This window comes from Streptomyces sp. NPDC046759 (assembly GCF_040645475.1).
Lineage (GTDB): Bacteria > Actinomycetota > Actinomycetes > Streptomycetales > Streptomycetaceae > Streptomyces.
The window spans coordinates 95,889-120,571 of the sequence record NZ_JBEYYJ010000026.1 but is presented as its reverse complement, the minus strand read 5'-3'; the positions used below and the strand labels follow the sequence as shown (position 1 = coordinate 120,571).

The window sequence follows — 24,683 nt, the reverse complement described above, 5'->3', positions numbered from 1 at the left end:
TGGCAATCATGAAACAGTGCACGCACGCCGACGCGCTGCCGCACCCGGAACCGGAGCCGCTGGACCCGACCTGCCCGGAGTGCCTGCGGGACGGCACACACCCGGTGCAGCTGCGGCTGTGTCTCACCTGCGGCCACGTCGGCTGCTGCGACTCGTCGCCCGGGAGGCACGCGACACAGCACCACGAGACGTCCGGTCACCCGGTCATGCGGACCTTCGAACCCGGCGAGGACTGGCGGTGGTGCTTCGTGGACCACGTCCTGGTCTGAGCGACACCGTCGCAACGGGTTCCCACGTGATCGCATTCCCGCCCGGCCGGGTTCTCGTGTGACACTGCATGCGACGGGACCGCACGACGGTTCGAGCGTCTGACGCCTGGGTACGTCAATCCGGCGCGCGCTCTTCCCATTTGGGGCCGCAGACCCCCTAGACACGGAGCGTATGCACAGCTTTACTGTGAGTGACGCCAGGGGGGGTTGGGGTCCCGGGACAGGAACGTTCGGAGCGCGATAGCGTCACCGCGGAAGCACGTACGCGTTTACCCCGGGGGGCGACCCTCGGCCCCGTAGAGCTTGTACCACCATGGAGGTGAGGGTGTCCCAGATCGCAGGCGAGCCCGCGGCGAACCAGGACTTCGTGGAAGTCCGGCTGCCGGCTGCGGGTGCCTACCTGTCGGTGCTGCGGACGGCCACGGCCGGTCTCGCGGCCCGCTTGGACTTCACCCTGGACGAGATCGAGGACCTGCGCATCGCCGTGGACGAGGCCTGCGCGATCCTGCTCCAACAGGCCGTGCCCGGCTCCGTGCTCAGCTGTGTCTTCCGGCTCGTCGACGACTCGCTGGAGGTCACGGTCTCGGCGCCGACCACGGACGGTCACGCCCCCTCGCGGGACACCTTCGCCTGGACCGTGCTGTCGGCCCTCGCGGGCAAGGTCTCGTCCGCCGTCGACGAGGACAGGACCGTGTCGATCAGCCTCTACAAACAGCGCGGCGCGGGCCCCGGCCCGGCGTGAGGAACGGGGACGGTCCGGTGCGGGACGAAGAGCGCGGCACACGGGAGCTGCCGGCCGGGGACGGGGGTGCCCCCGGGCCATGGGGGTCCCCCCGCTCGAGCGGAGCCGAGAGTGGGGGAACGGGCGACATCTCCGGGGAAGTCCCCCCGGGCGGTTCGCGGCGCATGGCGAACGGCATCGACGGCATCCCGGAGCAGGCCAGGCCACACCCGGAGGACGACTCCGCGGCGACCGGCGGCGACGGCGCCGTGCAGGACGTGCCGCCGGAGGGCCCGGGCGGCACGCCGCCCCCCGTGCGTACGGGGGCCAGGGCTCGGGGAAGGGCTACGGGCGGGACGATGAGCGAGCACGAGCGGTACGGCCAGGACGACGCGCCGGTCGCGGAGGCCGTGCAGGCCGCACCGCACGATCCCCAGGACCGCAGCGGGGCGCGCGCGATGTTCGTTGAGCTGCGCAAGCTGAACGCGGGCAGCGCGGAGTACGCGGAGCTGCGCAATCGGCTGGTCCGTATGCACCTGCCGCTCGTGGAGCACCTGGCGCGCCGGTTCCGCAACCGCGGAGAGCCGCTGGACGACCTCACCCAGGTCGCCACGATCGGTCTGATCAAGTCCGTCGACCGGTTCGACCCGGAGCGCGGCGTGGAGTTCTCCACGTACGCCACCCCGACGGTCGTCGGCGAGATCAAGCGGCACTTCCGCGACAAGGGCTGGGCGGTCCGCGTCCCGCGCAGGCTGCAGGAGCTGCGGCTCGCACTGACCACGGCGACGGCCGAACTGTCCCAGCTGCACGGCCGCTCCCCCACGGTCCACGAGCTGGCCGAGAAGCTCGCGATCTCCGAGGAGGAGGTCCTGGAGGGCCTGGAGTCCGCCAACGCGTACTCCACGCTGTCCCTGGACGTCCCCGACACCGACGACGAGTCCCCGGCGGTCGCCGACACCCTCGGCGCGGAGGACGAGGCGCTGGAGGGCGTGGAGTACCGGGAATCGCTGAAGCCGCTGCTGGAGGACCTCCCGCCGCGCGAGAAGCGGATCCTGCTGCTGCGCTTCTTCGGCAACATGACCCAGTCGCAGATCGCGCAGGAGGTCGGCATCTCCCAGATGCACGTCTCCCGGCTGCTGGCACGCACGCTCGCCCAGCTGCGGGAGAAGCTCCTCGTCGAGGAGTAGGGCGCCTGCCTACTCGGCGCGGCCCGGCCCCTTGATGCCGAGGGCCCGGGTCGTCTCGCCGTTGACGAGGAGGACCAGGACCGCGACGGCGACCACCGCGAGGGCGATGCCGGCCGGGATGGCCATGCTGTCGGCCTTGAGCAGGCTGTAGGCGATCGGCAGCGCCATGAGCTGTGTGATCACCGCCGGGCCCCGGCTCCAGCTGCGCCGCAGCAGCAGTCCCCGCGCGGCGAGGAGCGGCAGGAGCGCCAGGACGGCCAGCGTGATGCCCAGGGTCACGGCCTGCTGCCGGTCGTCCGGGGCGCCGGTGATCCCCAGCACGAGCACCCAGAGACCGCCGGCCACCAGTGCGACGCCCTCCAGGCCGGCCAGCACGGCGGCGTAGGTCAGCCGACGAGGGCGGGGGCCGACGGTGTCCTGGGCGGGGTTCTGCTCACTGCTCACCCCAGCAGGGTAGCCGCCGGCCGGGTGCGGGCAGCGGGGGGTGCGCGTGCCGGCGGCGCTCTGCGTGTCCAGGCTCACGCCCCGTCCTCTTACCTGATCCCTACCTCGGTATGGGCGGGGTACCACCCAGTAGGTACGCTGCCCTCCATGCGTGCACTTCTCGTGGTCAACCCGGCGGCAACCACCACAAGCGCACGCAGGCGTGACGTGCTCATCCACGCGCTGGCGAGCGAGATGAAGCTGGAGGCGGTCACCACCGAGTACCGCGGCCACGCCCGCGACCTCGGCCGGCAGGCGGCGGACAGCGACGACATCGACCTGGTGGTGGCCCTCGGTGGCGACGGCACGGTCAACGAGGTCGTCAACGGCCTGCTGCACGCGGGACCCGCCCTCGAGCGCCTGCCGGGGCTCGCCGTCGTACCCGGCGGCTCCACCAATGTCTTCGCCCGCGCCCTGGGCCTGCCCAACGATCCGGTGGAGTCGACCGGCGCCCTGCTGGACGCGCTGCGCGAGGGCCGGGAGCGGGTGGTGGGGCTCGGGCTGGCCTCCGGCGTGCCCGGCACCGAGGACGAGGCGGTCCCGGACCGCTGGTTCACCTTCAACGCCGGACTCGGCTTCGACGCGGGCGTGGTCGGCCGGGTCGAGCAGCAGCGCGAACAGGGCAGGAAGTCGACGCACGCGCTGTACGTGCGTCAGGTGGTCCGGCAGTTCCTCGGTGAGCCGAACCGCCGGCACGGCTCGATCACGCTGGAGCGGCCCGGCGAGGAGCCGATCGGTGACCTTGTGGTCGCCATAGTCTCGAACACGTCGCCTTGGACGTATCTCGGCAATCGCCCGATGTACACGTCGCCTAAGGCCTCGTTCGACACGGGGGTCGACGTGCTCGGTCTCAGCCGCCTGTCGACCGCCGCGGTTGCCCGGTATGGCACCCAGTTGCTCACTTCGTCCCCCGAGCGCGGCCCCCATGGCAGGCACGTGGTATCTCTGCACGATCTGGATCAGTTCACCTTGCATTCGAAGGTGCCACTACCCCTGCAGATGGACGGTGACCACCTGGGGCTGCGTACGAGCGTGGCGTTCACAGGCGTACGCCGTGCACTGCGTGTGATTGTGTGAGCGGAAGACGCAAAAGTCCTTTCACTCGAACGTTTAGGCCAGGATCCACCCCATGGAAGTACGGCTGTGACCTAGTCGACACCGAGGAATCAAAAAAAACTTTCCGGAAGGGGTTGTATCCGTCGCTGAGGTTTGCCAGTCTCTACGTGGCGATCGGGACGGCCCGCAACACCGGCCTCCACTGATCACCAGAACCCCTCTTCAAACCAAGGACCACGCCGGGGAGACTCGGCGGTCGGCCCTTCACTTGTTGAGGGATTCGTGAAAGCGTTCACATTCACAAGCACCCTCTACGTCATACACGTTCAGAGGAACCAAGGAGAGGTAGCAGCCATGGACTGGCGTCACAACGCCGTTTGCCGCGAGGAAGACCCCGAGCTCTTCTTCCCCATCGGCAACACCGGTCCTGCGCTGCTGCAGATCGAGGAAGCCAAGGCCGTCTGCCGTCGCTGCCCGGTGATCGAGCAGTGTCTGCAGTGGGCGCTCGAGTCCGGTCAGGACTCCGGCGTCTGGGGTGGTCTCAGCGAGGACGAGCGCCGCGCCATGAAGCGCCGCGCCGCCCGCAACCGGGCTCGTCAGGCCTCCGCCTGACATACCCACCCCTGCTGACAGCCTGAGCTTGGCGGCGCGTGCAGCACGCACGCATCTCCCGCCCCCGAGCCGCAGCGCGCAGTATCCCCCGATGCGCTTAGCGATTGAGCGGAGCAGCAACGAGCACGAGCCTCGGACCCATGGCGGTCCGGGGCTTTTTGCTGTGCCCGATCCAAGGCCAGGCAGGGAAGTCGGCTACTTCTGCGCCCGCACCGGAATGTCGAGGATCACCCGGGTTCCCCGACCCGGTGCCGGAACCATGTCGAAGGAACCGCCCAACTCCCCCTCCACCAGCGTCCGTACGATCTGCAGCCCCAGGTTCCCGGAGCGGTGCGGGTCGAAGTCGTCCGGCAGGCCGACGCCGTCGTCCTGGACGGTGACCAGGAGGCGGGCCTCCTTCGTCGTACCGCCACGGACCGCGGAGACCTCGACCGTGCCGGTGTCGCCCTCACGGAAACCGTGCTCCAGGGCGTTCTGCAGCACTTCGGTGAGAACCATCGACAGCGGGGTGGCGACCTCCGCGTCGAGTATCCCGAAACGCCCGCTGCGCCGGCCGGTCACCTTGCCCGGCGAGATCTCGGCGACCATCGCCAGCACGCGGTCGGCGATGTCGTCGAACTCCACGCGCTCGTCCAGGTTCTGAGACAGCGTCTCATGCACGATCGCGATCGAGCCGACCCGGCGCACGGCCTCCTCCAGGGCCTCCCGGCCGCGCTCGGACTCGATGCGCCGGGCCTGCAGCCGCAGCAGCGCGGCGACCGTCTGGAGGTTGTTCTTCACCCGGTGGTGGATCTCCCGGATGGTCGCGTCCTTGGTGATCAACTCGCGCTCGCGGCGCCGCAGTTCGGTGACGTCCCGGCACAGCACCAGCGAACCGATGCGGGTGCCCTTGGGCTTGAGCGGGATCGTCCGGAACTGGATCACCCCGTCGCTGGCCTCGATCTCGAACTCGCGCGGCGCCCAGCCGCTGGCCACCTTGGCGAGCGCCTCGTCCACCGGCCCCCGGGTCGGCGCGAGTTCGGCGGTGGTCCGCCCCAGGTGCTGGCCGACCAGGTCGGCGGCGAGGCCCAGGCGGTGGTAGGCGGACAGGGCGTTCGGGGAGGCGTACTGGACGAGGCCGTCCACGTCGAGCCGGATCAGGCCGTCGCCGACGCGGGGCGCGGCGTCCATGTCGACCTGCTGGTCGGGGAACGGGAAGGAACCGGCCGCGATCATCTGCGCGAGGTCCGAAGCGCTCTGCAGATAGGTGAGCTCGAGGCGGCTCGGGGTGCGGACGGTCAGCAGATTGGTGTTGCGGGCGATCACACCGAGGACGCGGCCCTGACGTCGTACGGGGATGGACTCGACCCGGACGGGGACCTCTTCGCGCCATTCCGGGTCGCCCTCGCGCACGATCCGGCCCTCGTCGAGCGCCGCGTCCAGCATGGGCCGCCGGCCGCGCGGGACGAGGTGGCCGACCATGTCGTCCTGGTAGGAGGTGGGGCCGGTGTTGGGGCGCATCTGGGCGACCGAGACGTACCGTGTGCCGTCGCGGGTGGGGACCCACAGGACGAGGTCGGCGAAGGACAGGTCGGAGAGCAGCTGCCACTCCGAGACCAGCAGGTGGAGCCACTCGAGGTCGGAGTCGTCGAGGGCGGTGTGCTGGCGGACCAGTTCGTTCATGGAGGGCACGTCTGCGAGCGTACCCGGACGTTCGAGCATGGCCGAAAAACACCCGCGGGCCGCGGCGCCTGGAAGGGACCCTCAACCCTCCCGGCACCGCAGCCCGGAGCATCATCGGCCGTGGGGTGTGCGGTCCCGGTCGGCCGAAGGTCGAGGAGCCGGGGCAGTCAGGGCAGAGAGCTCCGGTTCCTCGGTCCGCCCTCCTGTGCGGGGAAGACGGAGGCTTGTTCACTTGCGATTGTGGACTAGACCACAAGTCCGTGTCCATGGTCGTGTGGGCATGCACGGAGAACGCCCCACAGACCCTACTGGCACCCGATGCCACGCAGCCTAGCCCGCACAGATCAGTAGCGGGGCCAGATGGCCATGGCAATTTCCGCGAGGGCCTCCAGTTCCCCCCGGCCCGCCCCGTCCCGGGCCTGCTGCGACATGCCCTGCTGCAGAGCGCCGGTGTGCCGGGCGAGGGCGGTGGCATCGGTGCCGGGCGGCAGCCGGCCGGCCGCGACGTCCGCCCGGATCCGGGCCTCCACGGCGGCGATGCCGGCGTTGCGCCGCTCGCGCAGCAGCTGCTCCACCTCGGGGCTGGTGCAGTTCGTGGCGGCGTGGACGACCAGGCAGCCGTACGGATGGGCGGGGTCGGTGTACTCGGCGGCGGCCTCGCGCAGCATGCGCGCGACGGCGGCGCGGGCGGTGGGCTCCTCGGTGAGGGCGCGGTCGCCGAAGGCGCCGTACGTGTCGGCGTAGAGCCGCACGACCTCCTCGAACAGCGTCCGCTTGTCCCCGAAGGCCGCGTACAGGCTCGGGGCGCCGATACCCATGATCCGGGTGAGCCCGGAGACGGAGGTGGCCTCGTATCCGTGCCGCCAGAAGGCCATGAGCGCCTTCTCCAGTGCGGTGGCACGATCGAAGGAGCGCGGGCGGCCACGGGACCTGGGGGCTTGGGGCTGTGTCCTGGTGTCCTGACCGCTCGCCATGAGCGGCATTTTATAGCGGCCCTTAGAGAAATGAAGAGGCCCAGTGCGGGAAGGTCGATTCTGTTAGATTGGTCTAAACCACATAGAGACGTCCAGAGCCCACTTCAGAACGGCAGGCCCAGCGTGGAAGTTGTCATCGTTCCGGACGCCGCGGCGGGCGGCGAGCTGATCGCCGAGGCCATGGCCCAGCTGCTGCGACGCAAGCCCGACGCCCTGCTCGGCGTGGCCACCGGCTCGACCCCGCTGCCCATCTACCAGGCGTTGGCCGCGAAGGTGCGCGACGGCGCCGTGGACACCTCGCGGGCGCGCATAGCCCAGCTCGACGAGTACGTGGGGCTGCCCGCCGACCACCCCGAGTCCTACCGCTCGGTGCTGCGCCGGGAGGTGCTGGAACCGCTCGGCATCGGCATGGACGCGTTCCTCGGGCCCGACGGCACCGCCGAGGACGTCCAGGCGGCCAGTGCGGCGTACGACCGTGCGCTCGCCGAGGCCGGCGGCGTCGACCTCCAGCTGCTCGGAATCGGCACCGACGGGCACATCGGGTTCAACGAGCCGTGCTCCTCGCTCGCCTCGCGCACCCGGATCAAGACGCTGACCGAGCAGACCCGCGTCGACAACGCCCGCTTCTTCGACGGCGACATCGACCAGGTGCCGCACCACGTCATCACCCAGGGCATCGGGACCATCCTGGAGGCCCGGCACCTGGTGCTGCTCGCGACCGGCGAGGGCAAGGCGGACGCCGTGGCCGCGACCGTCGAGGGCCCGGTGGCGGCCGTCTGCCCGGCGTCCGCGCTCCAGCTGCACCCGCACGCCACGGTGGTCGTCGACGAGGCGGCCGCGTCCGAACTGAAGCTGGCCGACTACTTCCGCCACACCTACGCGGGCAAGCCGGACTGGCAGGGCATCTGATCCGGGGTGCCCCTCCTGGGCAGCCGCCCGGGCGACGGCACGGCCGAGAAGCGCCGCCGCCCGCTGGACTAGACCAACAGTGGGGCCACCGGTATACAGAGGAGATCACGGAGCGTGCGGGTGGGCCCCTGAACACACGAAGGCGTGCCACGATGTGAGCCGTGGCCGATGTCAGTCGGTCGCTTTCGGCATCAGGAGCCGGGAAGGCAGAGCATGAGCACCGACGTCAGCAGTGCGGAGAACGAGGCCGGGACGACCGTCCGTACGGCGCGCGTGCCCAAGTACTACCGCTTGAAGAAGCACCTGCTCGACATGACCGAGACACAGGCGCCGGGCACCCCGGTCCCGCCCGAACGCACCCTGGCGGCCGAGTTCGACACCTCCCGCACCACCGTCCGCCAGGCCCTGCAGGAACTGGTCGTGGAGGGCCGGCTCGAACGCATCCAGGGCAAGGGCACCTTCGTCGCCAAGCCCAAGGTGTCCCAGGCGCTCCAGCTCACCTCCTACACCGAGGACATGCGCGCGCAGGGACTGGAGCCGACCTCGCAGCTGCTGGACATCGGCTACATCACCGCCGACGACCGGCTCGCCGGACTCCTCGACATCGCCGCCGGCGGACGCGTGCTGCGCATCGAGCGGCTGCGCATGGCCAACGGCGAGCCGATGGCGATCGAGACCACCCACCTGAGCGCCAAGCGCTTCCCGGCCCTGCGCCGCTCCCTGGTGAAGTACACCTCGCTCTACACCGCCCTGGCGGAGGTCTACGACGTCCACCTCGCCGAGGCCGAGGAGACCATCGAGACCTCCCTGGCCACCCCGCGTGAGGCGGGTCTGCTCGGTACCGACGTGGGCCTGCCGATGCTGATGCTCTCCCGCCACTCCCTGGACCACGAGGGCCAGCCGGTGGAGTGGGTGCGGTCCGTCTACCGGGGCGACCGCTACAAGTTCGTGGCGAGACTGAAGCGGCCCGCCGAGTAGGCAAGCAGGGACCGGGGGCCTTCGCTGAATCGATATACCGAGATACGGACGAGGTCTTCCACTGCCACGACACCGTCACCTAGATTGCCTGCGCATTACACAGGTGATCAGCGAGGGGACGGAGAGCCGTGGCATGTCCGATACGCCTGAAGTGAGACCACCGGTCGTCACACCTGCCCGGGTGGTCATCGCCCTGTGTCTGGTCGCGCCCTTCGTGGCGATGCTCTGGGTCGGCTCCTACGCCGAGACCGACCCCGCCTTCATCGGGATCCCGTTCTTCTACTGGTACCAGATGCTCTGGGTGCTGATCTCCACCGCGCTCACGATGCTCGCGTACCGGCTGTGGCGGCACGACCAGCGCTCCCGCGCCTCCGGAAAGGGCGGTGAGGCGAAGTGAAGAACGACGTCAACGGCGTCGCGCTCGGCGTCTTCATCTTCTTCTTCCTGGCCGTCACGGTCATGGGCTTCCTCGCCGCACGCTGGCGCAGAGCCGACGACGAGCACTCGCTGGACGAATGGGGCCTGGGCGGACGGTCGTTCGGCACCTGGATCACCTGGTTCCTGCTGGGCGGCGACCTGTACACGGCGTACACCTTCGTCGCCGTGCCCGCGGCGGTCTACGCGGCGGGCGCGTCCGGCTTCTTCGCGGTGCCGTACACGATCCTGGTCTACCCGCTCATCTTCACGTTCCTGCCCCGGCTGTGGTCGGTCAGCCACCGTCACGGCTATGTGACCACCTCCGACTTCGTCCGGGGCCGGTTCGGCTCCAAGAGCCTGTCGCTGGCGGTGGCCCTGACCGGCATCCTGGCGACGATGCCGTACATCGCGCTCCAGCTCGTCGGCATCCAGGCGGTGCTCGACGTGATGGGTGTCGGCGGCGGGGACAACACCAACTGGTTCGTGAAGGACCTGCCGCTGCTGATCGCCTTCGGCGTGCTGGCGGCCTACACCTACTCCTCCGGTCTGCGCGCCCCCGCGCTGATCGCCTTCGTCAAGGACGCCCTGATCTACATCGTCATCGCGGTGGCGATCATCTACATCCCGGTCAGGCTGGGCGGCTTCGACGACGTCTTCGCCAAGGCTGCCCACGCGTTCAGCCAGGTCAATCCGGCGACGGGCAAGCCGCGCGGCGCACTCACGCCCCCCGAGGCGGGCCAGTGGACGTACGCCACCCTGGCCCTCGGCTCCGCCCTGGCCCTCTTCATGTACCCGCACTCGATCACCGCGACCCTCTCGTCCAAGAGCCGTGAGGTGATCCGCCGCAACACCACGATCCTGCCGCTGTACTCCCTGATGCTCGGCCTGCTGGCCCTGCTCGGTTTCATGGCGATCGCGGCCGGAGTGAAGGTCACCAACGGGCAGTTGGCGATCCCGCAGCTGTTCGAGGACATGTTCCCGGACTGGTTCGCGGGCGTGGCCTTCGCGGCGATCGGCATCGGAGCCCTGGTCCCCGCGGCCATCATGTCCATCGCGGCCGCGAACCTGTTCACCCGCAACATCTACAAGGACTTCATCAAGCCCGACGCCACGCCGAAGCAGGAGGCACAGGTCTCCAAGATCGTCTCTCTGCTGGTGAAGGTCGGCGCCCTGGTCTTCGTCCTCACCATGGACAAGACGGTCGCCATCAACTTCCAGCTGCTGGGCGGGATCTGGATCCTGCAGACCTTCCCCGCCCTGGTCGGCGGCCTGTTCACCCGCTGGTTCCACCGCTGGGCCCTGCTCGCCGGCTGGGCGGTCGGCATGGTGTACGGCACGGCGGCCGCGTACGGTGTCGCCTCCCCGACCCAGAAGCACTTCGGCGGCTCGGCCAAGGAGATCCCCGGCATCGGCGAGATCGGCTACATCGGCCTCACGGCGTTCGTGCTCAACGTCGTGGTCACTGTGGTCCTGACGGTCGCCCTGAGGGCTCTGAAGGCCCCTGAGGGCGTCGACGAGACCACACCGGACGACTACACGGCGGACGCGGGCGACGCGGGGGTGCAGGTGGAACTTCCGCCGGCCACGGCGGGCTCCGCCCACTAGCCCACGCCACGCCCCACCTCGGCCGGGCGCACCCTGGTGCTGTGACCGGAAAGGTGAGCCGGTGAACCTTTCCGGTCGCGGCATCAGCCACGGGTCCGCCCGGCCATCTCGCCCCAGAAGCGGTCCAGGTCCCCGACGCGCATGCCGACCCAGGCGGGGGTCTTGCGGTGCAGGGTCGCCACGCCTCTGGGCAGCCGGCGCCGAAGCCGTCCGGGCAGCAGGGCCTGCTGCTGCCGGCAGAACGGCTCGCTGATCTCGCCCCGGGGCACACAGCCGCGGGGCGGGTAGGGGCACAGCTGGAACTTGCAGTCGGGCAGGCAGGTCGCGCCCGGTGTGGGCGGCCGCGAGGTACCGGCCTTCATGCCGGGCCACAGTGCCCTCCGGTCCCGGCGGATGCACGGCGGCAGAGGCATGCCCGGCTGCTCGACGCGCTCCAGGCGCTCCTCCACCCCTTCGGGGTGCCCGTCGCGTTCGATGAGGTTCAGCATGACCAGCACATCGGCGATGAGACGCTGCGCCCGCCCGTCCAGGGTGCGCCAGCCGGCCGAGGGTGGAATCCACAGGTGGTGCTTGCGGTAGCCCCGCGGGGCGGTGCGGGAGCCGATGTTGTCGGCGGCACCCTTCTCGTCGATCCAGACGAACCGCTCGGGCCGCCTGGTCTCCAGAGCGAGGGCCACCAGATCCCCGGTCTCGGCGACGAACGGATGCAGACGCCCCCGGGTCGCGGTGCCGTCGGCACCGGCCCGGGCGGCTGCATGGTTGACCGTTCCCGCCATCGACAGCCAGCGCTCCACGGTCTGTACGGCGGTCAGCCCGCGGACCGCCCCGGACGCCTCGCCCGGCGGCTCTCCGTCCCTCTCGTGTCCGTTCCCGGTCCGGCCACCCTGTTCCCGGTGCTTGCCGCTGTCCGGGAGTTCCCAGAGGCACAGCGCCTGGAGCAGGTTGAGCTGCGCGTACCAGCACCGGCTCTGCTGCAGCACGGTCTCCGCCTGCCGGATCAGGTCGGCCCGGGCGCCCGGATAGGTGTCCGGATGGCGTCTGCGCCGGTTGGCCGCGTACTTGAAGCCCTGGGCCAGGGCGGCCTCCAGCGCGAGAGGCAGATCGGGAGTACCGCCGGTCGACCGCGGGTCGAGGTGCCACAGCCACTTGGTGAGGCGCTCCCGGGCCTCGTCACGATGGTTGTCCTCGACGGAGCCCAGGAGCATGGGGATCATCCAGGCCCGCATCACGAACTCCCGCAGCAGCACGTCGCGTTCCCGCTGGTACTGCTGGTCGAAGGACTCCCGGCGGCGTGTCAGCTGTGTGACGAGCCGGTCCCGGTCCTGGGGTGCGATGGCGGCGGCTCTCACCCTCTGCATGTCCGCCGCCCAGACCTCGCACAGCCGCCTCCTCGAGTCCTTCAGCCCGCTGACCCTGTCGTTGTACTCCCGCACGGGATCGGTGTGCTTGTTGATCCACCGGCGGACCACGGCGAACGCGTCGTTGCCGCCGCTGCCGAACTCCTGAGCGGCCGCCAGCCGGATCGAGTACGCCGGCTCCTCCTTGCCCATCTCGAAGAGTTCCTGGTAGAGCGGCGTGGTGTCGATCCTGCCGGAGGTGGCCCGCAGCGCTGTGCCGAGCTGCCTGAGCAGCCCCAGTTTCGCCTCCTCCAGGGTGCGCTTGTCGCCCTTGAAGACCCGCCACCGGCGGTGCACCGTGCGGACGATGGCATGGAGCAGCCTGGGGTCGTCCTCCACGCACTCGATCTCCAGGGCCGCCGTGTAGAGATCGAGCGCCTTCGGGTCGGGTGAGCGGCGGTTGGCGGCGATCAGCAGCCGGTGGGCCAGGGACCGCCCCGGCACGGGAGCCCGCCGCCGGTCCCCCTCGGCACGTTTCCTCTGCCCGGCGGTCACCGCGCCGCCCTTCGCGGACCGGTCCGCCGCCCATCGGCGGGACAGCAGCACGAGAGCGATGAGCAACTCCCTGCCGGGACCCGGAGGCCGCAGCGCCTGCTCGACCAGTTCCCCCGCGTCGCGCTCCCCCAGCCGGTAGAGCGTGCGGTAGCCGAAGTACGCCTGCAGGATGCTGTGCGGGAAGCGGACCTTCTGGTCGAAGCCCTCCACCAGCTTCAGTCTGTCGGCGTGGCTCGCGTAGTGGGCGAGAACGTCATAGCCCTGGCTCAGGTTGCCCTCCCTGAGCCTCCTGCTCACCTCGCCCCTCCCGTCGCACAGGAGCTTCCAGATCTGGTGCCTGTGCCACTGGGAGAAGGCGCCGCCGCGTTTGCCGGACGGGTCCCAGCCCCGCTGCTCCCACAGATGCCCGGCATGCGCCCGCACCCGCCTGGCCCGGCCGGGGTGAACGTCGTTGTCCACCAGCTCCGTGAAGCCGACCTCGAGGGTGTCCTGGAGGAGCCCCACACAGGCCAGGGCGGAAACCACCTCCAGGGTGTCCTGCCGCTCCCTCTCCCCCAGCGGCTCCTCCGTGCGCAGCCGGCCCTCCAGCAGGGAGTTCCCCCATGTCTCCAGCAGCCACAGCCGCAGTTGGCTGCGGTCCGTGCTGCGGGAGTCCAGGCGCCGAGGGTCGTTGCGGCGGTCCCGCTCGAGGTCTCCGTGCTGGTGCAACTCCCGGGCGATCTGCAGGTAGATGGGAGACTCGGTCACCTCCGCCGTCTCCACGATCCAGTCGACGCGACGCTCGTCCGTCTCCGGCACGCGAGCCTCGACGAAGTCGAGCGCCTCCTCCTCACTGAGGGGTTCCAGCTCCACGATGGCGGCGGGGGTGCTCTCCAGCGGGCTGTGCGGCCGGGAGGCGATGACCAGGGGCAGCCGCTCCTCGTGGGCGCGTTCGATGGCCCGGCGGATGATGTTGTCCCGGTCCTGCCGCACGCCCTCGTCGAGAACGGCCTCCTCCAAGCCGTCGGCGAGGACGACCACCTTGTCGTCGGCGAGCAACTGCTGCCAGACACGGTCGGTCTTGGTGCGGGCCAGTACCCCGCGAGGCGCCGCCTCGGCGAAGCGCTTCTGGGCCATGCGCTCGAAGTCCAGGTCGGGGCCCGTGGCGTCCCGCAGCCGGATCGGCACGGGGACGGCACCCTGCTCGGCGAGCATCTCGGTGAGCCGCACCAGGACGGCGGTCTTGCCCACGCCCACCCCGCCGACGAGCAGGTAGGGGCGGCGGGTGTCGCGCTCGCGCAGCCGCTGGGTGATGACCTGGGCGACCTCCTCCCGGCCGACGATCTCGGCGGTGTCCGGTCCGGCGGTGACCACCAGCTCCCGCGGGACGCGGCGCGCCTTCTTCAGGTAGCGGCGCTTGGTCCAGCTGTACCACCAGAACAGGAAGAGCGCGGCGGCGAGCGAGGCGGTCAGGACGGGACCGACGACGCGGACGATTCCATCGAACCCCGGGCTCTTCCGCCAGTGCTCGAACCAGTTCGACCCGCCCGCGACGGAGATGTACACGGCCTCGGCGGCCCAGGCGAGGACGGCGAGCGCGGCGACGGCCCAGACGACCCTGGTGGCGTTGGTGTAGGAGACCCATCTGCGCCACTTCTTGGATCGTGTGGTGTCCTGGCGTGCCTCCCAACGGACCGTCAGGCAGTGCCAGTGGCGCAGGTACACGCGTCTGATCCGGCGCCCCAGCCCCCTCAGTGGGAGCGTCGCCATGGGTGCGTTGCGCGGCCGGTCCTTGCCCGGTGGGTGGCGGACGATCTTCGGCATGGAGCGTCTCCTCCCGCGTCTCTGCCCGTTCCTGCTCGGGACGGAGGACCGCCGGACACCCACACCCACTTCCATGGAAGCACTCCAGGCCCGTCCCGCAACCCGGCCCCGGCCCAGGTGAAACCGGCGGCCCGCCGTCGTACCCGTCCGGCACACTCGGCCCCATGGACATCGTCATCCGGCAGGCGGCTCCCCACGACTACGAGGCCCTCGGCGAGATCACGGCCCAGGCCTATCTCCAGGACGGCCTCCTGGACTTCGGCGAAAGCGACGAGTACCTCGGTGAGTTGCGGAACGTGGCAGAACGAGCGGGCGCAGCCGAGCTCCTCGTGGCCACCCGCGACGACATCCTGCTGGGCGGCGTCGCCTTCGTGCCGAACGGCGGCCCCATGGCCGACATCGCCCGCCCCGGAGAGGCCGAGATCCGCATGCTGGCCGTGGCGGCGGCCGCCCGCGGGCAGGGCGCCGGCGAGACCCTGGTCCGCGCCTGCGTCGACCGCGCCCGGTCCACCGAGGGCTGCACCGCCGTCGTCCTGTCCACCCAGCGCACCATGCACACCGCCCACCGCATCTACGAACGCCTGGGCTTCGTGCGCACACCCGAGCGGGACTGGAATCCGCTGCCCCAGCGGCTCGACGTCACTCTGCTCACCTACGAGTTGACGCTCCGAGACCGCCACGACACAACATCTGGGGGTGACGCGACAGCCCGGCACTAGATGTATGCTCATGCTCGCTGTCGCCGCAGGGGAATCCGGTGCGAATCCGGAACTGTCCCGCAACGGTGTACTTGTGCGCGTCTGCGCCCAGGAGTCAGTCCGAGGACCTGCCGGCAGCGCACCCGGCCGTCCGGTCCGGGTGCCCTGAGACGTCCGGGCCTCGTGGGATGGGCCGGTGGACGCGACGCCGTGTGCGCTCGTGACTGCCCCCTGCCCTCCGCAAGGCCCCCGTGCCGAGCGAGGGAGAGCCCCACGTGACCATCGCGCCAGCAGATCCGGCTTCAGCCGGCGCCCTGGAGACCGACGGTCCCGGTGCCGCGCTGCTGCGGACCCTGACCGAGCTGACCGCCGACCTCCCCGACGCCGACCCCGGCCGGGTCGCCGCCGCCGCGCTGCGCGGCCGGTCGGCTCGTGCGGACGAGTCGGAACTGCGGGAGCTGGCCACGGAGGCCGCCGCCGGGCTCATCTCCGAGGACCCCGCCTACTCCCGGCTGGCCGCCCGGCTGCTGACCGTCTCCATCCGCGCCGAGGCCGCCTCGCAGGGCGTGACGTCGTTCACCGAGTCCGTGGCCGTGGGACACCGCGAGGGGCTGATCGCCGACCGGACCGCCGCCTTCGTGACGCTGCACGCCGAGCGGCTGGACGCGCTGACCGACCGCCGGGCCGACGACCGTTTCGGCTACTTCGGCCTGCGCACCCTGCACAGCCGGTACCTGCTGCGGCACCCGATCACCCGCAAGGTCATCGAGACCCCCCAGCACTTCATGCTGCGGGTCGCGAGCGGCCTCGCCGAGGACGACACCACCCGCTCCGTGGACGAAGTCGCCGCGCTCTACGGCCTCATGAGCCGCCTGGACTACCTCCCGTCCTCCCCCACCCTCTTCAACTCCGGCACGCGGCACCCGCAGATGTCGTCCTGCTACCTCCTCGACTCCCCGCTGGACGAGCTGGACTCCATCTACGAGCGCTACCACCAGGTGGCCCGGCTCTCCAAGCACGCCGGCGGCATCGGTCTGTCGTACTCCCGGATCCGCAGCCGCGGTTCGCTGATCCGCGGCACCAACGGGCACTCCAACGGCATCGTGCCGTTCCTGAAGACCCTGGACGCCTCGGTCGCCGCCGTGAACCAGGGCGGCCGGCGCAAGGGCGCCGCGGCCGTGTACCTGGAGACCTGGCACTCCGACATCGAGGAGTTCCTCGAGCTGCGGGACAACACCGGCGAGGACGCCCGCCGTACGCACAACCTGAACCTCGCGCACTGGGTCCCGGACGAGTTCATGCGCCGGGTCAACGCCGACGAGCAGTGGTCGCTGTTCTCCCCGGCGGACGTGCCGGAGCTGGTGGACCTGTGGGGCGAGGAGTTCGACGCCGCCTACCGCAAGGCCGAGGCTGCGGGTCTGGCGAAGAAGACCATGTCCGCGCGTGAGCTGTACGGCCGGATGATGCGGACCCTCGCGCAGACCGGCAACGGCTGGATGACCTTCAAGGACGCGGCGAACCGCACCGCCAACCAGACGGCCCTGCCGGGGCACGTGGTCCACTCCTCCAACCTCTGCACGGAGATCCTGGAGGTCACCGACGACGGGGAGACGGCGGTCTGCAACCTGGGGTCCGTCAACCTGGGTGCCTTCGTCGACACCGTGACCGGTGACATCGACTGGCAGCGGCTGGACGAGACCGTCCGCACGGCCGTCACCTTCCTCGACCGCGTGGTCGACATCAACTTCTACCCGACCGAGCAGGCGGGCCGGTCGAACGCGAAGTGGCGCCCGGTGGGCCTCGGCGCGATGGGTCTGCAGGACGTCTTCTTCAAGCTGCGCCTGCCCTTCGACTCGCCGGAGGCCAGGGCCCTGTCCACGCGGATCGCCGAGCGGATCATGCTCGCCGCGTACGAGGCCTCCGCCGACCTCGCCGAGCGCAACGGTCCGCTGCCGGCCTGGGAGAAGACCCGTACGGCCCGGGGCGTGCTGCACCCCGACCACTACGGCGCCGAGCTGACCTGGCCCGAGCGGTGGGAGGCGTTGCGCGCGCGCATCGCGTCCGTCGGCATGCGCAACTCGCTGCTCCTCGCCATCGCCCCGACGGCCACCATCGCCTCCATCGCGGGCGTGTACGAGTGCATCGAGCCACAGGTGTCGAACCTGTTCAAGCGCGAGACGCTGTCCGGTGAGTTCCTTCAGGTCAACTCCTACCTGGTCCAGGACCTGAAGAACCTGGGTGTCTGGGACGCCCGCACCCGGGAGGCGCTGCGTGACGCGAACGGCTCGGTGCAGGACTTCGCCTGGATCCCCGAGGACGTACGCCGGCTCTACCGCACGGCGTGGGAGATCCCGCAGCGCGGCCTGATCGACATGGCGGCGGCCCGCACCCCGTTCCTGGACCAGGCGCAGTCCCTCAACCTGTTCCTGGAGACACCGACCATCGGCAAGCTCTCCTCGATGTACGCGTACGCCTGGAAGTCGGGCCTGAAGACGACGTACTACCTGCGCTCCCGCCCGGCGACCCGCATCGCCCGCGCCGCCCGGGCGCAGGCGCCCGCCACCCTCCCCGTACAGCAGGTGGCCGACCCCGACGCGGTCGCCTGCTCCCTGGAAAACCCCGAGTCCTGCGAGGCCTGCCAGTGATGACCACCCGAGACCAGAACCTGCTCGACCCGGGCTTCGAACTCACCCTCCGCCCGATGCGCTACCCGGACTTCTACGAGCGCTACCGGGACGCGATCAAGAACACCTGGACCGTCGAGGAGGTCGACCTCCATTCCGACGTCGCCGACCTCGCGAAGCTGACGCCCGAGGAGCAGCACCTCATCGGTCGTCTGGTCGCCTTCTTCGCGACGGGTGACTCGATCGTCGCGAACAACCTGGTGCTGACGCTGTACAAGCACATCAACTCCCCCGAGGCGCGGCTGTACCTGAGCCGTCAGCTCTTCGAGGAGGCCGTGCACGTCCAGTTCTATCTGACGCTGCTGGACACCTACCTGCCCGACCCGGACGACCGGGCGGCGGCCTTCGCGGCCGTCGAGAACATCCCCTCCATCCGCGAGAAGGCGCAGTTCTGCTTCAGGTGGATGGACTCGGTGGACCGGCTCGACCGCCTGGAGACGAAGGCCGACCGCCGCCGCTTCCTGCTGAACCTGATCTGCTTCGCCGCGTGCATCGAGGGCCTGTTCTTCTACGGCGCCTTCGCGTACGTCTACTGGTTCCGCAGCCGGGGCCTGCTGCACGGTCTCGCCACCGGCACCAACTGGGTGTTCCGCGACGAGACGATGCACATGTCCTTCGCCTTCGACGTGGTCGACACGGTCCGCAAGGAGGAGCCGGAGCTGTTCGACGACGAGCTCGGTCAGCAGGTCACCGACATGTTGCGGGAGGCCGTCGAGGCCGAGCTGCAGTTCGCGCGCGACCTGTGCGGCGACGGCCTGCCAGGGATGAACACGGAGTCGATGCGGCAGTACCTGGAGTGCGTCGCCGACCAGCGCCTTGCGCGTCTGGGCTTCGCCCCCGTCTACGGCTCGGAGAATCCGTTCTCCTTCATGGAGCTGCAGGGGGTTCAGGAGCTGACGAACTTCTTCGAGCGCCGCCCGTCGGCGTACCAGGTGGCGGTGGAGGGCACCGTCGACCTGGACGAGGACTTCTGATCCCTCCCTTCGCGCCGGGCCTCCTGGGCCCTCCTGATCTGGCGGTCGATGATCCGGTCGTGCACGATGCCGATCACCGCCGGGAGGACCAGGAGGCCCAGGATCCCGATCACGGCGATCATTCCGAGCAGTCCTTCTGTCTGTGCCGTAGTCATGTCACCACTGTCGCGCCGGATGCTGCTTACCGTGAGTGGCAGGACTGCCGCACGTCTTCAAATTCCTGCCACCGTGGGGGCACACTGGGGGCATGCTCCAGAACGTGGCCGCCGTGCTCCTGGACGGCGTGAACCCCTTCGAGATGGCCGTCGTCTGCGAGGTGTTCGGCACCGACCGCAGCGACGAGGGCCTGCCGGTGTACGACTTCGCGGTCGTCTCGGCCGAGGGCCCGGTGCTGCGCTCCACGGCGGGGTTCACCCTGCAGGTCGAGCACGGCCTGGAGCGCCTGGAGGCGGCCGATCTGATCGCCGTGCCCGCCGGGTCCGCCTACGACTGCCGGGAGTTCCCGCCCGAGCTGCTCGATGCCCTGCGCCGTGGTGTGGACCGCGGCGCCCGGGTGCTCAGCGTCTGCTCGGGCGTCTTCGTGCTCGCCGCCGCCGGGCTGCTGGACGGCCGGCGCTGCGCCGTGCACTGGCACCATGCCGGGGAGCTGGCCCGGCAGTACCCGGGACTGACCGTCGAGCCGGACGTGCTCTACGTCGACGAGGACCCGGTGATCACGTCCGCCGGCACCGCCGCCGGGATCGATGCCTGTCTGCACCTCGTGCGCAAGGAACAGGGACCCGAGGTCGCCAACAAGATCGCCCGCCGGATGGTCGTGCCGCCGCACCGGGACGGCGGGCAGGCGCAGTACATCGAGCGGCCGTTGCCCAAGGGCCCGTGCGACACCGTCGGCGAGGTGCTGGTGTGGATGGAGGAGCACCTCGACCGGGAGGTCACCGTCGAGCAGCTCGCCGCTCGTGCCCACATGGCGCCGCGCACCTTCGCGCGCCGTTTCCAGCAGGAGACGGGGACGACCCCCTATCGCTGGGTCCTGCGCCAACGGGTGCTACGGGCACAGGAGTTGCTGGAGGGGACCGACGAGACCATGGACGCGATCGCCTGGCGCACCGGGTTCGGTACGGCGGCGGCGCTGCGGCACCAGTTCGTCCGGGCGCTCGGCACCACGCCCCACGCCTACCGGCGCGCGTTCCGGGGCCCGGAGGCCGCCTGAGCGCGCGCCGGTACCAGGTGTCCTACCAGGGCATCGGCCGCAGCCTCAGGCCGTGCGGACGGAGCGTGATGCCCACGCGGGTGGTGTCGTCGGATCCCGCGGCCTGCTCGAAGCGGTACTTCGCCGAGATCGCCGCCGTGATCAGGCTCAGCTGGGTCATCGAGAAGTGGTCGCTGGGGCACTTGCGGTTGCCGACGCTGAACGGGCTCATGGCGTACTTCGGCACGTCCTTGGCGCGCTCGGGCAGCCAGCGGTCGGGGTCGAAGTCGAGGTGGCGGTCGTAGGAGCGGGCGTCTCGCTGGATCGCGTACGGGCTGTAGACGATGTCCGCCCCGGCGGGAATGCGATAGCCACCGAGTGCCGTGTCGGTCACCGCGCGGCGCGTCAGAATCCATACGGCCGGCCTGAGCCGCATGGCCTCGACGACGACATTGTTGGTGTGCCGCAGTGAGCGGACGTGCTGGAATCCGACCGGTCGGCCACCGGTCACGGATTCGACCTCGGTCCGTACCTTCTCGGCGTGTTCCGGGTGTTTCGCGAGGACCTGGAGGAGCCACATGATCGTGGAGGCCACTGTTTCGCTTCCGGGGGTGAGTATCGCGACGACCTGGTCGTGGATCTCCTGTTCCCCGATGGGGTCGCCATTGTCGTCCTTCGCCTCCAGCAATGCCGTCAGCAAATCGTCCGGCTTTTGACCAGATGCCCTCCGCTCGGTGACGATCTCGTCGACCAGCAGATGCAAATCGGCCAGGGCCCGGTTGAATTCGCGGTTGGCCGGGAACGGCAGCCGGTACAGCGGTCCGAGCGGAACGACCATCCGGCGGTACATGCCGCGGAAGACGGTGGCGAGGTCGACGCTGAGCCGCTCGGCGCGCTCGTCCATGTACTCGCCGCGCAGCAGGCAGCGGGCGGCGATGCGGACGGCGACCCGGAAGGACTCCGAGGTGCAGTCGACGGTGTCGCCGGGTTTCCAGCGGTCGGTCAGCGCGTGCGCCTCCTCTTCCATGATCGGCCCGTAGTCGGGTATCGCGTCCAGCCGGAAGGCGGGCTGGATGGTGCGGCGCTGGCGCCGGTGCCTGGGGCCGTTGGCGGTGGCCACGCCCTCCTTGCCGAGCAGCCCTTCGAGGGACTCCCACAGCGGCCCGTCGATCTTGAAGTCGCTGCTTAGGGCGAGCGCACCGGTCAGCGCCGGCGTGGTGACGGCGTACACCGTCTTGGGGCCGAGCTTGAGGCGTACGACGTCGCCGTGGTCGCGGAGCCCGGACATGAAGGCGAGCGGGTCGCGGACCAGTTTCAGGCCGTGCCCGAGGCCCGGTACGGCGCCCCCGGCCAGGGGCGGCTCACGCAGTTCGGTCGCCTCGGGGGTGACGGGGTGCACAGACTCGACGGTCATTTCTCACCTGCCGCTTCGTGGGTGACGTACGGGGGCGTGGACCGGTCGTCCCAGGTGTCGACCCTGTACCGGCCGGACTCGTGGTGGAACCAGTAGACGGAGCTGAACCAGTTCCGCATATTGCCGACGCAGGCGCGCACCGCGGCACTCAAGCCCTTTGCGCGGACCGTGTCGTCGCCGATTTCGTCGGCGAACCGCAGGGCGGCCTGCTCGGCTTCGATGAATTCACTGATGCATTCCTCGACGCGTCGCCTGACTTCGTCGATCGCTTCTTCGAGCGTCATCCCCTCATGAGTGATGAGGCTGATTCCGAGATTATGGACCTCGTCGCCCGCTATTTCCTTCGGCAGCGAGCAGAGGTCGTTGTACCAGGCGGCGAATTCCTGGCTGAGCAGGGCGGCCCGGCGGTAGTCCGGGTTTTTTCTCACGGAGGCCGGGAGTTCGCATCCGGCGCTCGGCTCCAGCAGGTCCGTCCATATCCAGTGCGCGAAGGTGTGCCGGCGCAGCGCGAGATATTCCTCGACGCCGGGTACGCGTCCCTCGGTGCGGTTGCGGAACTCACGGTCGTAGGCCTCGATCACCGCGTGGAAGTGCCGGGCGAACCGCTGGTTCCAGGTGCGCGGCAGGAAGCCGTACAGCCGGAGCACGCCGTCCGCGAAGGCCGCCACCAGTGGGTCCGGGTGGTGCAGATGGTGCCGGGGGGCATCGAGGGCCGCGTGCAGGCGGTACCTCAACCGGCGCCAGTCGCCCGCCCGGCCGTGGACGACGTACCGGTCGTGGCGGTCGTCCCAGACGAAGAACCACGCGCTGTAGTCGGCGATGGCTTGCAGGACCTCGTCGGGGGCGCCCAGGTAGTACCCCGCCATGAGGTCGGTGTAGCACAGTCCGTCGGCATATTCCTGCACCTTGTCCGCAGGCATGAGGCGTTTTTCCAGCAGCCAGCGCCGCGTCCTCTCCTGGAGCCGCGGCCAATACGGGTGCAGTTGCCGGGGAAAGGCGGACTCGATCACCGGGAGTGCCAGTGAGGGTGGTACTACGACCGCCGTTGGCGTCGCTGTGGTGCTGTATGGGAAAGCATGCACGTACAAACCCCTCTCAGCCGCCGGGAGCGCACACCCCTCCCGTTGTGCCGGGCGTGCGCCGTTGCGTATCCCCGCACTTACATTCAGCACCACAACTGACGGTCATGGGAACGGATTTGCTTCACTCACTACCCCAAGGTGCCGAGAATGCCCCCTGGTATGACCGATTAAGGATCACCGGGGTCCCGAAGGGATCGGTTGTACGACGCACGGACGAGCGAGAGCAGGACATACGAAGGGCGCCCGACCGGGAGTTATCCCGGCCGGGCGCCCCAAGACCCCCGTCACGCCTGGTCGTTGGCGACCACCGGATAACGTGGCTCGTTCTCGGCCATCTGCCGCAGCGCGTCCTTGCGGTCCCGCTTGGACAGCCGGTCGATGTACAGGTAGCCGTAGAGGTGGTCGGTCTCGTGCTGCAAACACCGTGCGAAGTAGCCGGTGCCACGGACCTTGACCGGGTTGCCCCGCTCGTCCTGGCCGGTCACCTCGGCGTAGTCGGGGCGGGCGAGCGGCGCGTACGCCGTCGGCACGGACAGGCAGCCCTCGTTGCTGTCGTCCAGCCGGCGCCGGTCGGCCGGCAGGTCGACCAGCTTCGGGTTGCACACCACGCCCACGTGCCGGGCACCCTCGTCGTCCTGGCAGTCGTAGACGAAGACCTTCAGGTCGACACCGATCTGGTTGGCGGCCAGGCCCACGCCCTCGGCGGTGCGCTGGCTGGCGAACATGTCGGCGACCAGCTGCTGCAGCTCCTCGCCGAACTCGGTGACGTCCCTGCACTCCTTGTGCAGCACGGGGTTGCCGACGACCGTGATCGGCCGCGAGGTCCCGCGCTCGCGCCAGGCCCTCTCGCGCTCCTCGCAGTCCTCCGTGTCGACGACGTACCCCTCGTCGTCGACGGGGAGCACGCCCGCGTGCTGCTGATCGGTGTCCTGCTGCGCCATGACCGACGTACGCCTTCCTGCAAATCTGGGAAAAGTCTCGGGTACAGCCTAAAGGCGGCTGGTCATCGGCGGCTCAGCAAACCTCTTCCAGGTCCCGCCAGTCCCGCGAGTCCGGGCTGTCGGCGACCCAGCCGTCCAGCAGGCCACGGACCAGCGAGGCCGGCGCGGCCACGCCGCACTCCCGCTCGGGCACCCACAGCTGCCCGTCCGTCCGGTGGCCCAGCGGCCCCGGATGCCCGGGCTCGCTGTGGTCGTGCGGATCCAGGTGCACACCCTCGCCCTCGTCCGAAGGCATCCGGGACTCGGAGCACATCCGGCACAGCAGCCGCACCGAGGACGACCAGTCCTCCGCGGCGAACCCGGCGTCGGCCGCCAGCTGCTCCAACGCGTCGCGGTCCGCCTCCGTGGCCGCCTCCAGCAGAACCACCCAGGTCGGCACGGGTGAGGGCGCCCACAGCTCGATCTCGTCGAAGACCGGGTACGCGTGCCCGGCGGACGTCGTGCGCTCGCCGTGCGGGACGCCGTCGTGCAGCACGACCTCGCCCCAGCGCCGCCCGGACGAGGGAAGCGGGATGGACAGCACCTCCATGCGCGCCGGGTCCAGCCTGCGGCCCCACACGACCTCGGCCTCGCCCTCCGGGGAGAGCCGTACGGCCGCGCTGCCCAGCTCCATGCCGACCGGTTCACCGGCCACCGTGGCCCCGCCGGGCACCTTCAGCCCGTACGCCTGCCAGGCGCGGCGGGCCAGCGGCCAGTCCTGCAGGGCGGTGGCGGCGATGCCGACGTTCCACCAGTCGGGCGCCCCGGTCTCCCGGTCCAGCAGCGCGACCGCGCGCAGACCGGCGGCCCGCGCCTGCTCCCAGTCGTGCCGGAACTTGTGCAGCAGGGCGAGGTTGAACCAGGACTCCGACAGCCAGGGCTCCAGGTCGGCGGCCCGTGTCAGCAGCTCGCCCGCGTCCTCGTACCGGCCGTCACCGATGAGCGTGAACGCGCGGTCTGTGGCCTGCCGCCAGGAGGCGGAGGGCCGGTGCCGTCCCTTTCCGAAGATCCTCACGATTCCCGCCTGCCAGTTCCAGTTCCACAATGGGCTGGCTTGTGCCCCCGGACACCCTCTCCCTCGCATCCAACCACGT

At 70.1% G+C, this 24,683-nt stretch carries 22 protein-coding genes and 1 riboswitch; of the genes, 13 read left to right on the top strand and 9 right to left on the bottom strand.

Annotated elements, in window-relative coordinates; translation table 11 throughout:
- The first annotated feature begins 8 nt into the window (after positions 1-8).
- The 3 genes from ABZ919_RS30370 to ABZ919_RS30360 all read left to right on the top strand — a co-directional run bounded on the left by ABZ919_RS30370 (position 9) and on the right by ABZ919_RS30360 (position 2,177).
- Positions 9-269, top strand: a complete 261-nt coding sequence (locus ABZ919_RS30370; RefSeq protein WP_361253835.1) for a UBP-type zinc finger domain-containing protein — start codon at positions 9-11, stop codon at positions 267-269.
- Between the two features lie 325 nt (positions 270-594).
- Positions 595-1,011: an anti-sigma regulatory factor gene (locus tag ABZ919_RS30365; protein WP_137301875.1), complete on the top strand. Its 417-nt coding sequence runs from the start codon at positions 595-597 to the stop codon at positions 1,009-1,011.
- A gap of 17 nt (positions 1,012-1,028) precedes the next feature.
- Positions 1,029-2,177: an RNA polymerase sigma factor SigF gene (locus tag ABZ919_RS30360; protein WP_361253833.1), complete on the top strand. Its 1,149-nt coding sequence runs from the start codon at positions 1,029-1,031 to the stop codon at positions 2,175-2,177.
- A 9-nt stretch (positions 2,178-2,186) separates the two neighbouring features.
- Here ABZ919_RS30360 and ABZ919_RS30355 read toward each other — a convergent pair whose 3' ends face one another.
- Positions 2,187-2,621: a hypothetical protein gene (locus ABZ919_RS30355; protein WP_361253887.1), complete on the bottom strand. Its 435-nt coding sequence runs from the start codon at positions 2,619-2,621 to the stop codon at positions 2,187-2,189.
- A gap of 147 nt (positions 2,622-2,768) precedes the next feature.
- Between ABZ919_RS30355 and ABZ919_RS30350 the strand changes: the two genes are divergently transcribed.
- Positions 2,769-3,737, top strand: a complete 969-nt coding sequence (locus ABZ919_RS30350) for a diacylglycerol kinase family protein (RefSeq protein ID WP_361253831.1) — start codon at positions 2,769-2,771, stop codon at positions 3,735-3,737.
- A 333-nt stretch (positions 3,738-4,070) separates the two neighbouring features.
- Positions 4,071-4,328, top strand: a complete 258-nt coding sequence (locus tag ABZ919_RS30345) for a WhiB family transcriptional regulator (RefSeq protein WP_003992873.1) — start codon at positions 4,071-4,073, stop codon at positions 4,326-4,328.
- 195 nt (positions 4,329-4,523) lie between these two features.
- Here ABZ919_RS30345 and ABZ919_RS30340 read toward each other — a convergent pair whose 3' ends face one another.
- Positions 4,524-5,999: a PAS domain-containing sensor histidine kinase gene (locus ABZ919_RS30340; protein ID WP_361253829.1), complete on the bottom strand. Its 1,476-nt coding sequence runs from the start codon at positions 5,997-5,999 to the stop codon at positions 4,524-4,526.
- Between the two features lie 335 nt (positions 6,000-6,334).
- Complete coding sequence (locus ABZ919_RS30335) at positions 6,335-6,964, bottom strand: TetR/AcrR family transcriptional regulator (protein WP_361253827.1); 630 nt, start codon at positions 6,962-6,964, stop codon at positions 6,335-6,337.
- 123 nt (positions 6,965-7,087) lie between these two features.
- Here ABZ919_RS30335 and nagB point away from each other — a divergent pair, with 123 nt between their 5' ends.
- The 4 genes from nagB to mctP all read left to right on the top strand — a co-directional run bounded on the left by nagB (position 7,088) and on the right by mctP (position 10,873).
- Positions 7,088-7,873: a glucosamine-6-phosphate deaminase gene (nagB, locus tag ABZ919_RS30330; RefSeq protein WP_361253825.1), complete on the top strand. Its 786-nt coding sequence runs from the start codon at positions 7,088-7,090 to the stop codon at positions 7,871-7,873.
- 213 nt (positions 7,874-8,086) lie between these two features.
- Positions 8,087-8,851: a GntR family transcriptional regulator gene (locus tag ABZ919_RS30325; RefSeq protein WP_361253823.1), complete on the top strand. Its 765-nt coding sequence runs from the start codon at positions 8,087-8,089 to the stop codon at positions 8,849-8,851.
- A gap of 133 nt (positions 8,852-8,984) precedes the next feature.
- Positions 8,985-9,248 carry a DUF3311 domain-containing protein gene (locus tag ABZ919_RS30320; protein ID WP_361253821.1) on the top strand — a complete coding sequence of 88 codons (264 nt, stop codon included), beginning with the start codon at positions 8,985-8,987 and terminating at the stop codon, positions 9,246-9,248.
- Positions 9,245-10,873 (top strand): monocarboxylate uptake permease MctP, encoded by a 1,629-nt coding sequence (gene mctP / locus ABZ919_RS30315; RefSeq protein WP_361253819.1) that lies wholly within the window; start codon positions 9,245-9,247, stop codon positions 10,871-10,873. The genes ABZ919_RS30320 and mctP overlap by 4 nt, the downstream gene beginning before the upstream one ends.
- Before the next feature lie 83 nt (positions 10,874-10,956).
- On the opposite strand, the gene ABZ919_RS30310 is transcribed toward mctP, so the two are convergent.
- Complete coding sequence (locus ABZ919_RS30310; RefSeq protein WP_361253817.1) at positions 10,957-14,568, bottom strand: ATP-binding protein; 3,612 nt, start codon at positions 14,566-14,568, stop codon at positions 10,957-10,959.
- Positions 14,569-14,732: 164 nt separating this feature from the next.
- On the opposite strand from ABZ919_RS30310, the gene ABZ919_RS30305 reads away from it, so the two are divergent.
- The 3 genes from ABZ919_RS30305 (at position 14,733) to ABZ919_RS30295 (ending at position 18,924) form a co-directional block, all read left to right on the top strand.
- On the top strand, positions 14,733-15,287 hold the full coding sequence (locus ABZ919_RS30305; protein ID WP_361253815.1) for a GNAT family N-acetyltransferase: 555 nt from the start codon (positions 14,733-14,735) through the stop codon (positions 15,285-15,287).
- Positions 15,285-15,417, top strand: a riboswitch (cobalamin riboswitch). Its footprint overlaps the gene before it by 3 nt.
- Positions 15,418-15,541: 124 nt before the next feature.
- Complete coding sequence (locus ABZ919_RS30300; protein WP_361253813.1) at positions 15,542-17,911, top strand: ribonucleoside-diphosphate reductase subunit alpha; 2,370 nt, start codon at positions 15,542-15,544, stop codon at positions 17,909-17,911.
- Entirely contained in the window at positions 17,911-18,924 is a 1,014-nt protein-coding gene (locus ABZ919_RS30295) for a ribonucleotide-diphosphate reductase subunit beta (RefSeq protein ID WP_361253811.1), read from the top strand. The genes ABZ919_RS30300 and ABZ919_RS30295 overlap by 1 nt, the downstream gene beginning before the upstream one ends.
- Here ABZ919_RS30295 and ABZ919_RS30290 read toward each other — a convergent pair.
- Positions 18,837-19,079, bottom strand: coding sequence for a hypothetical protein (locus ABZ919_RS30290; protein ID WP_361253810.1), 243 nt, complete (start codon positions 19,077-19,079; stop codon positions 18,837-18,839). The genes ABZ919_RS30295 and ABZ919_RS30290 overlap by 88 nt on opposite strands.
- Before the next feature lie 92 nt (positions 19,080-19,171).
- On the opposite strand from ABZ919_RS30290, the gene ABZ919_RS30285 reads away from it, so the two are divergent.
- On the top strand, positions 19,172-20,134 hold the full coding sequence (locus ABZ919_RS30285; RefSeq protein WP_361253808.1) for a helix-turn-helix domain-containing protein: 963 nt from the start codon (positions 19,172-19,174) through the stop codon (positions 20,132-20,134).
- A gap of 22 nt (positions 20,135-20,156) precedes the next feature.
- Here the strand turns inward: ABZ919_RS30285 and ABZ919_RS30280 are convergent, their stop codons facing one another.
- The 4 genes from ABZ919_RS30280 to ABZ919_RS30265 form a co-directional block, all read right to left on the bottom strand.
- Positions 20,157-21,527, bottom strand: a complete 1,371-nt coding sequence (locus ABZ919_RS30280; protein ID WP_361253806.1) for a cytochrome P450 — start codon at positions 21,525-21,527, stop codon at positions 20,157-20,159.
- Positions 21,524-22,609 carry an epi-isozizaene synthase gene (gene cyc1 / locus ABZ919_RS30275; RefSeq protein WP_361253804.1) on the bottom strand — a complete coding sequence of 362 codons (1,086 nt, stop codon included), beginning with the start codon at positions 22,607-22,609 and terminating at the stop codon, positions 21,524-21,526. Before cyc1 ends, ABZ919_RS30280 begins: the two co-directional genes overlap by 4 nt.
- Positions 22,610-22,893: 284 nt before the next feature.
- Positions 22,894-23,550 (bottom strand): peptide deformylase, encoded by a 657-nt coding sequence (def, locus tag ABZ919_RS30270; RefSeq protein ID WP_361253802.1) that lies wholly within the window; start codon positions 23,548-23,550, stop codon positions 22,894-22,896.
- A 73-nt stretch (positions 23,551-23,623) separates the two neighbouring features.
- Positions 23,624-24,604, bottom strand: coding sequence for a hypothetical protein (locus ABZ919_RS30265; RefSeq protein ID WP_361253800.1), 981 nt, complete (start codon positions 24,602-24,604; stop codon positions 23,624-23,626).
- Positions 24,605-24,683 lie beyond the last annotated feature (79 nt).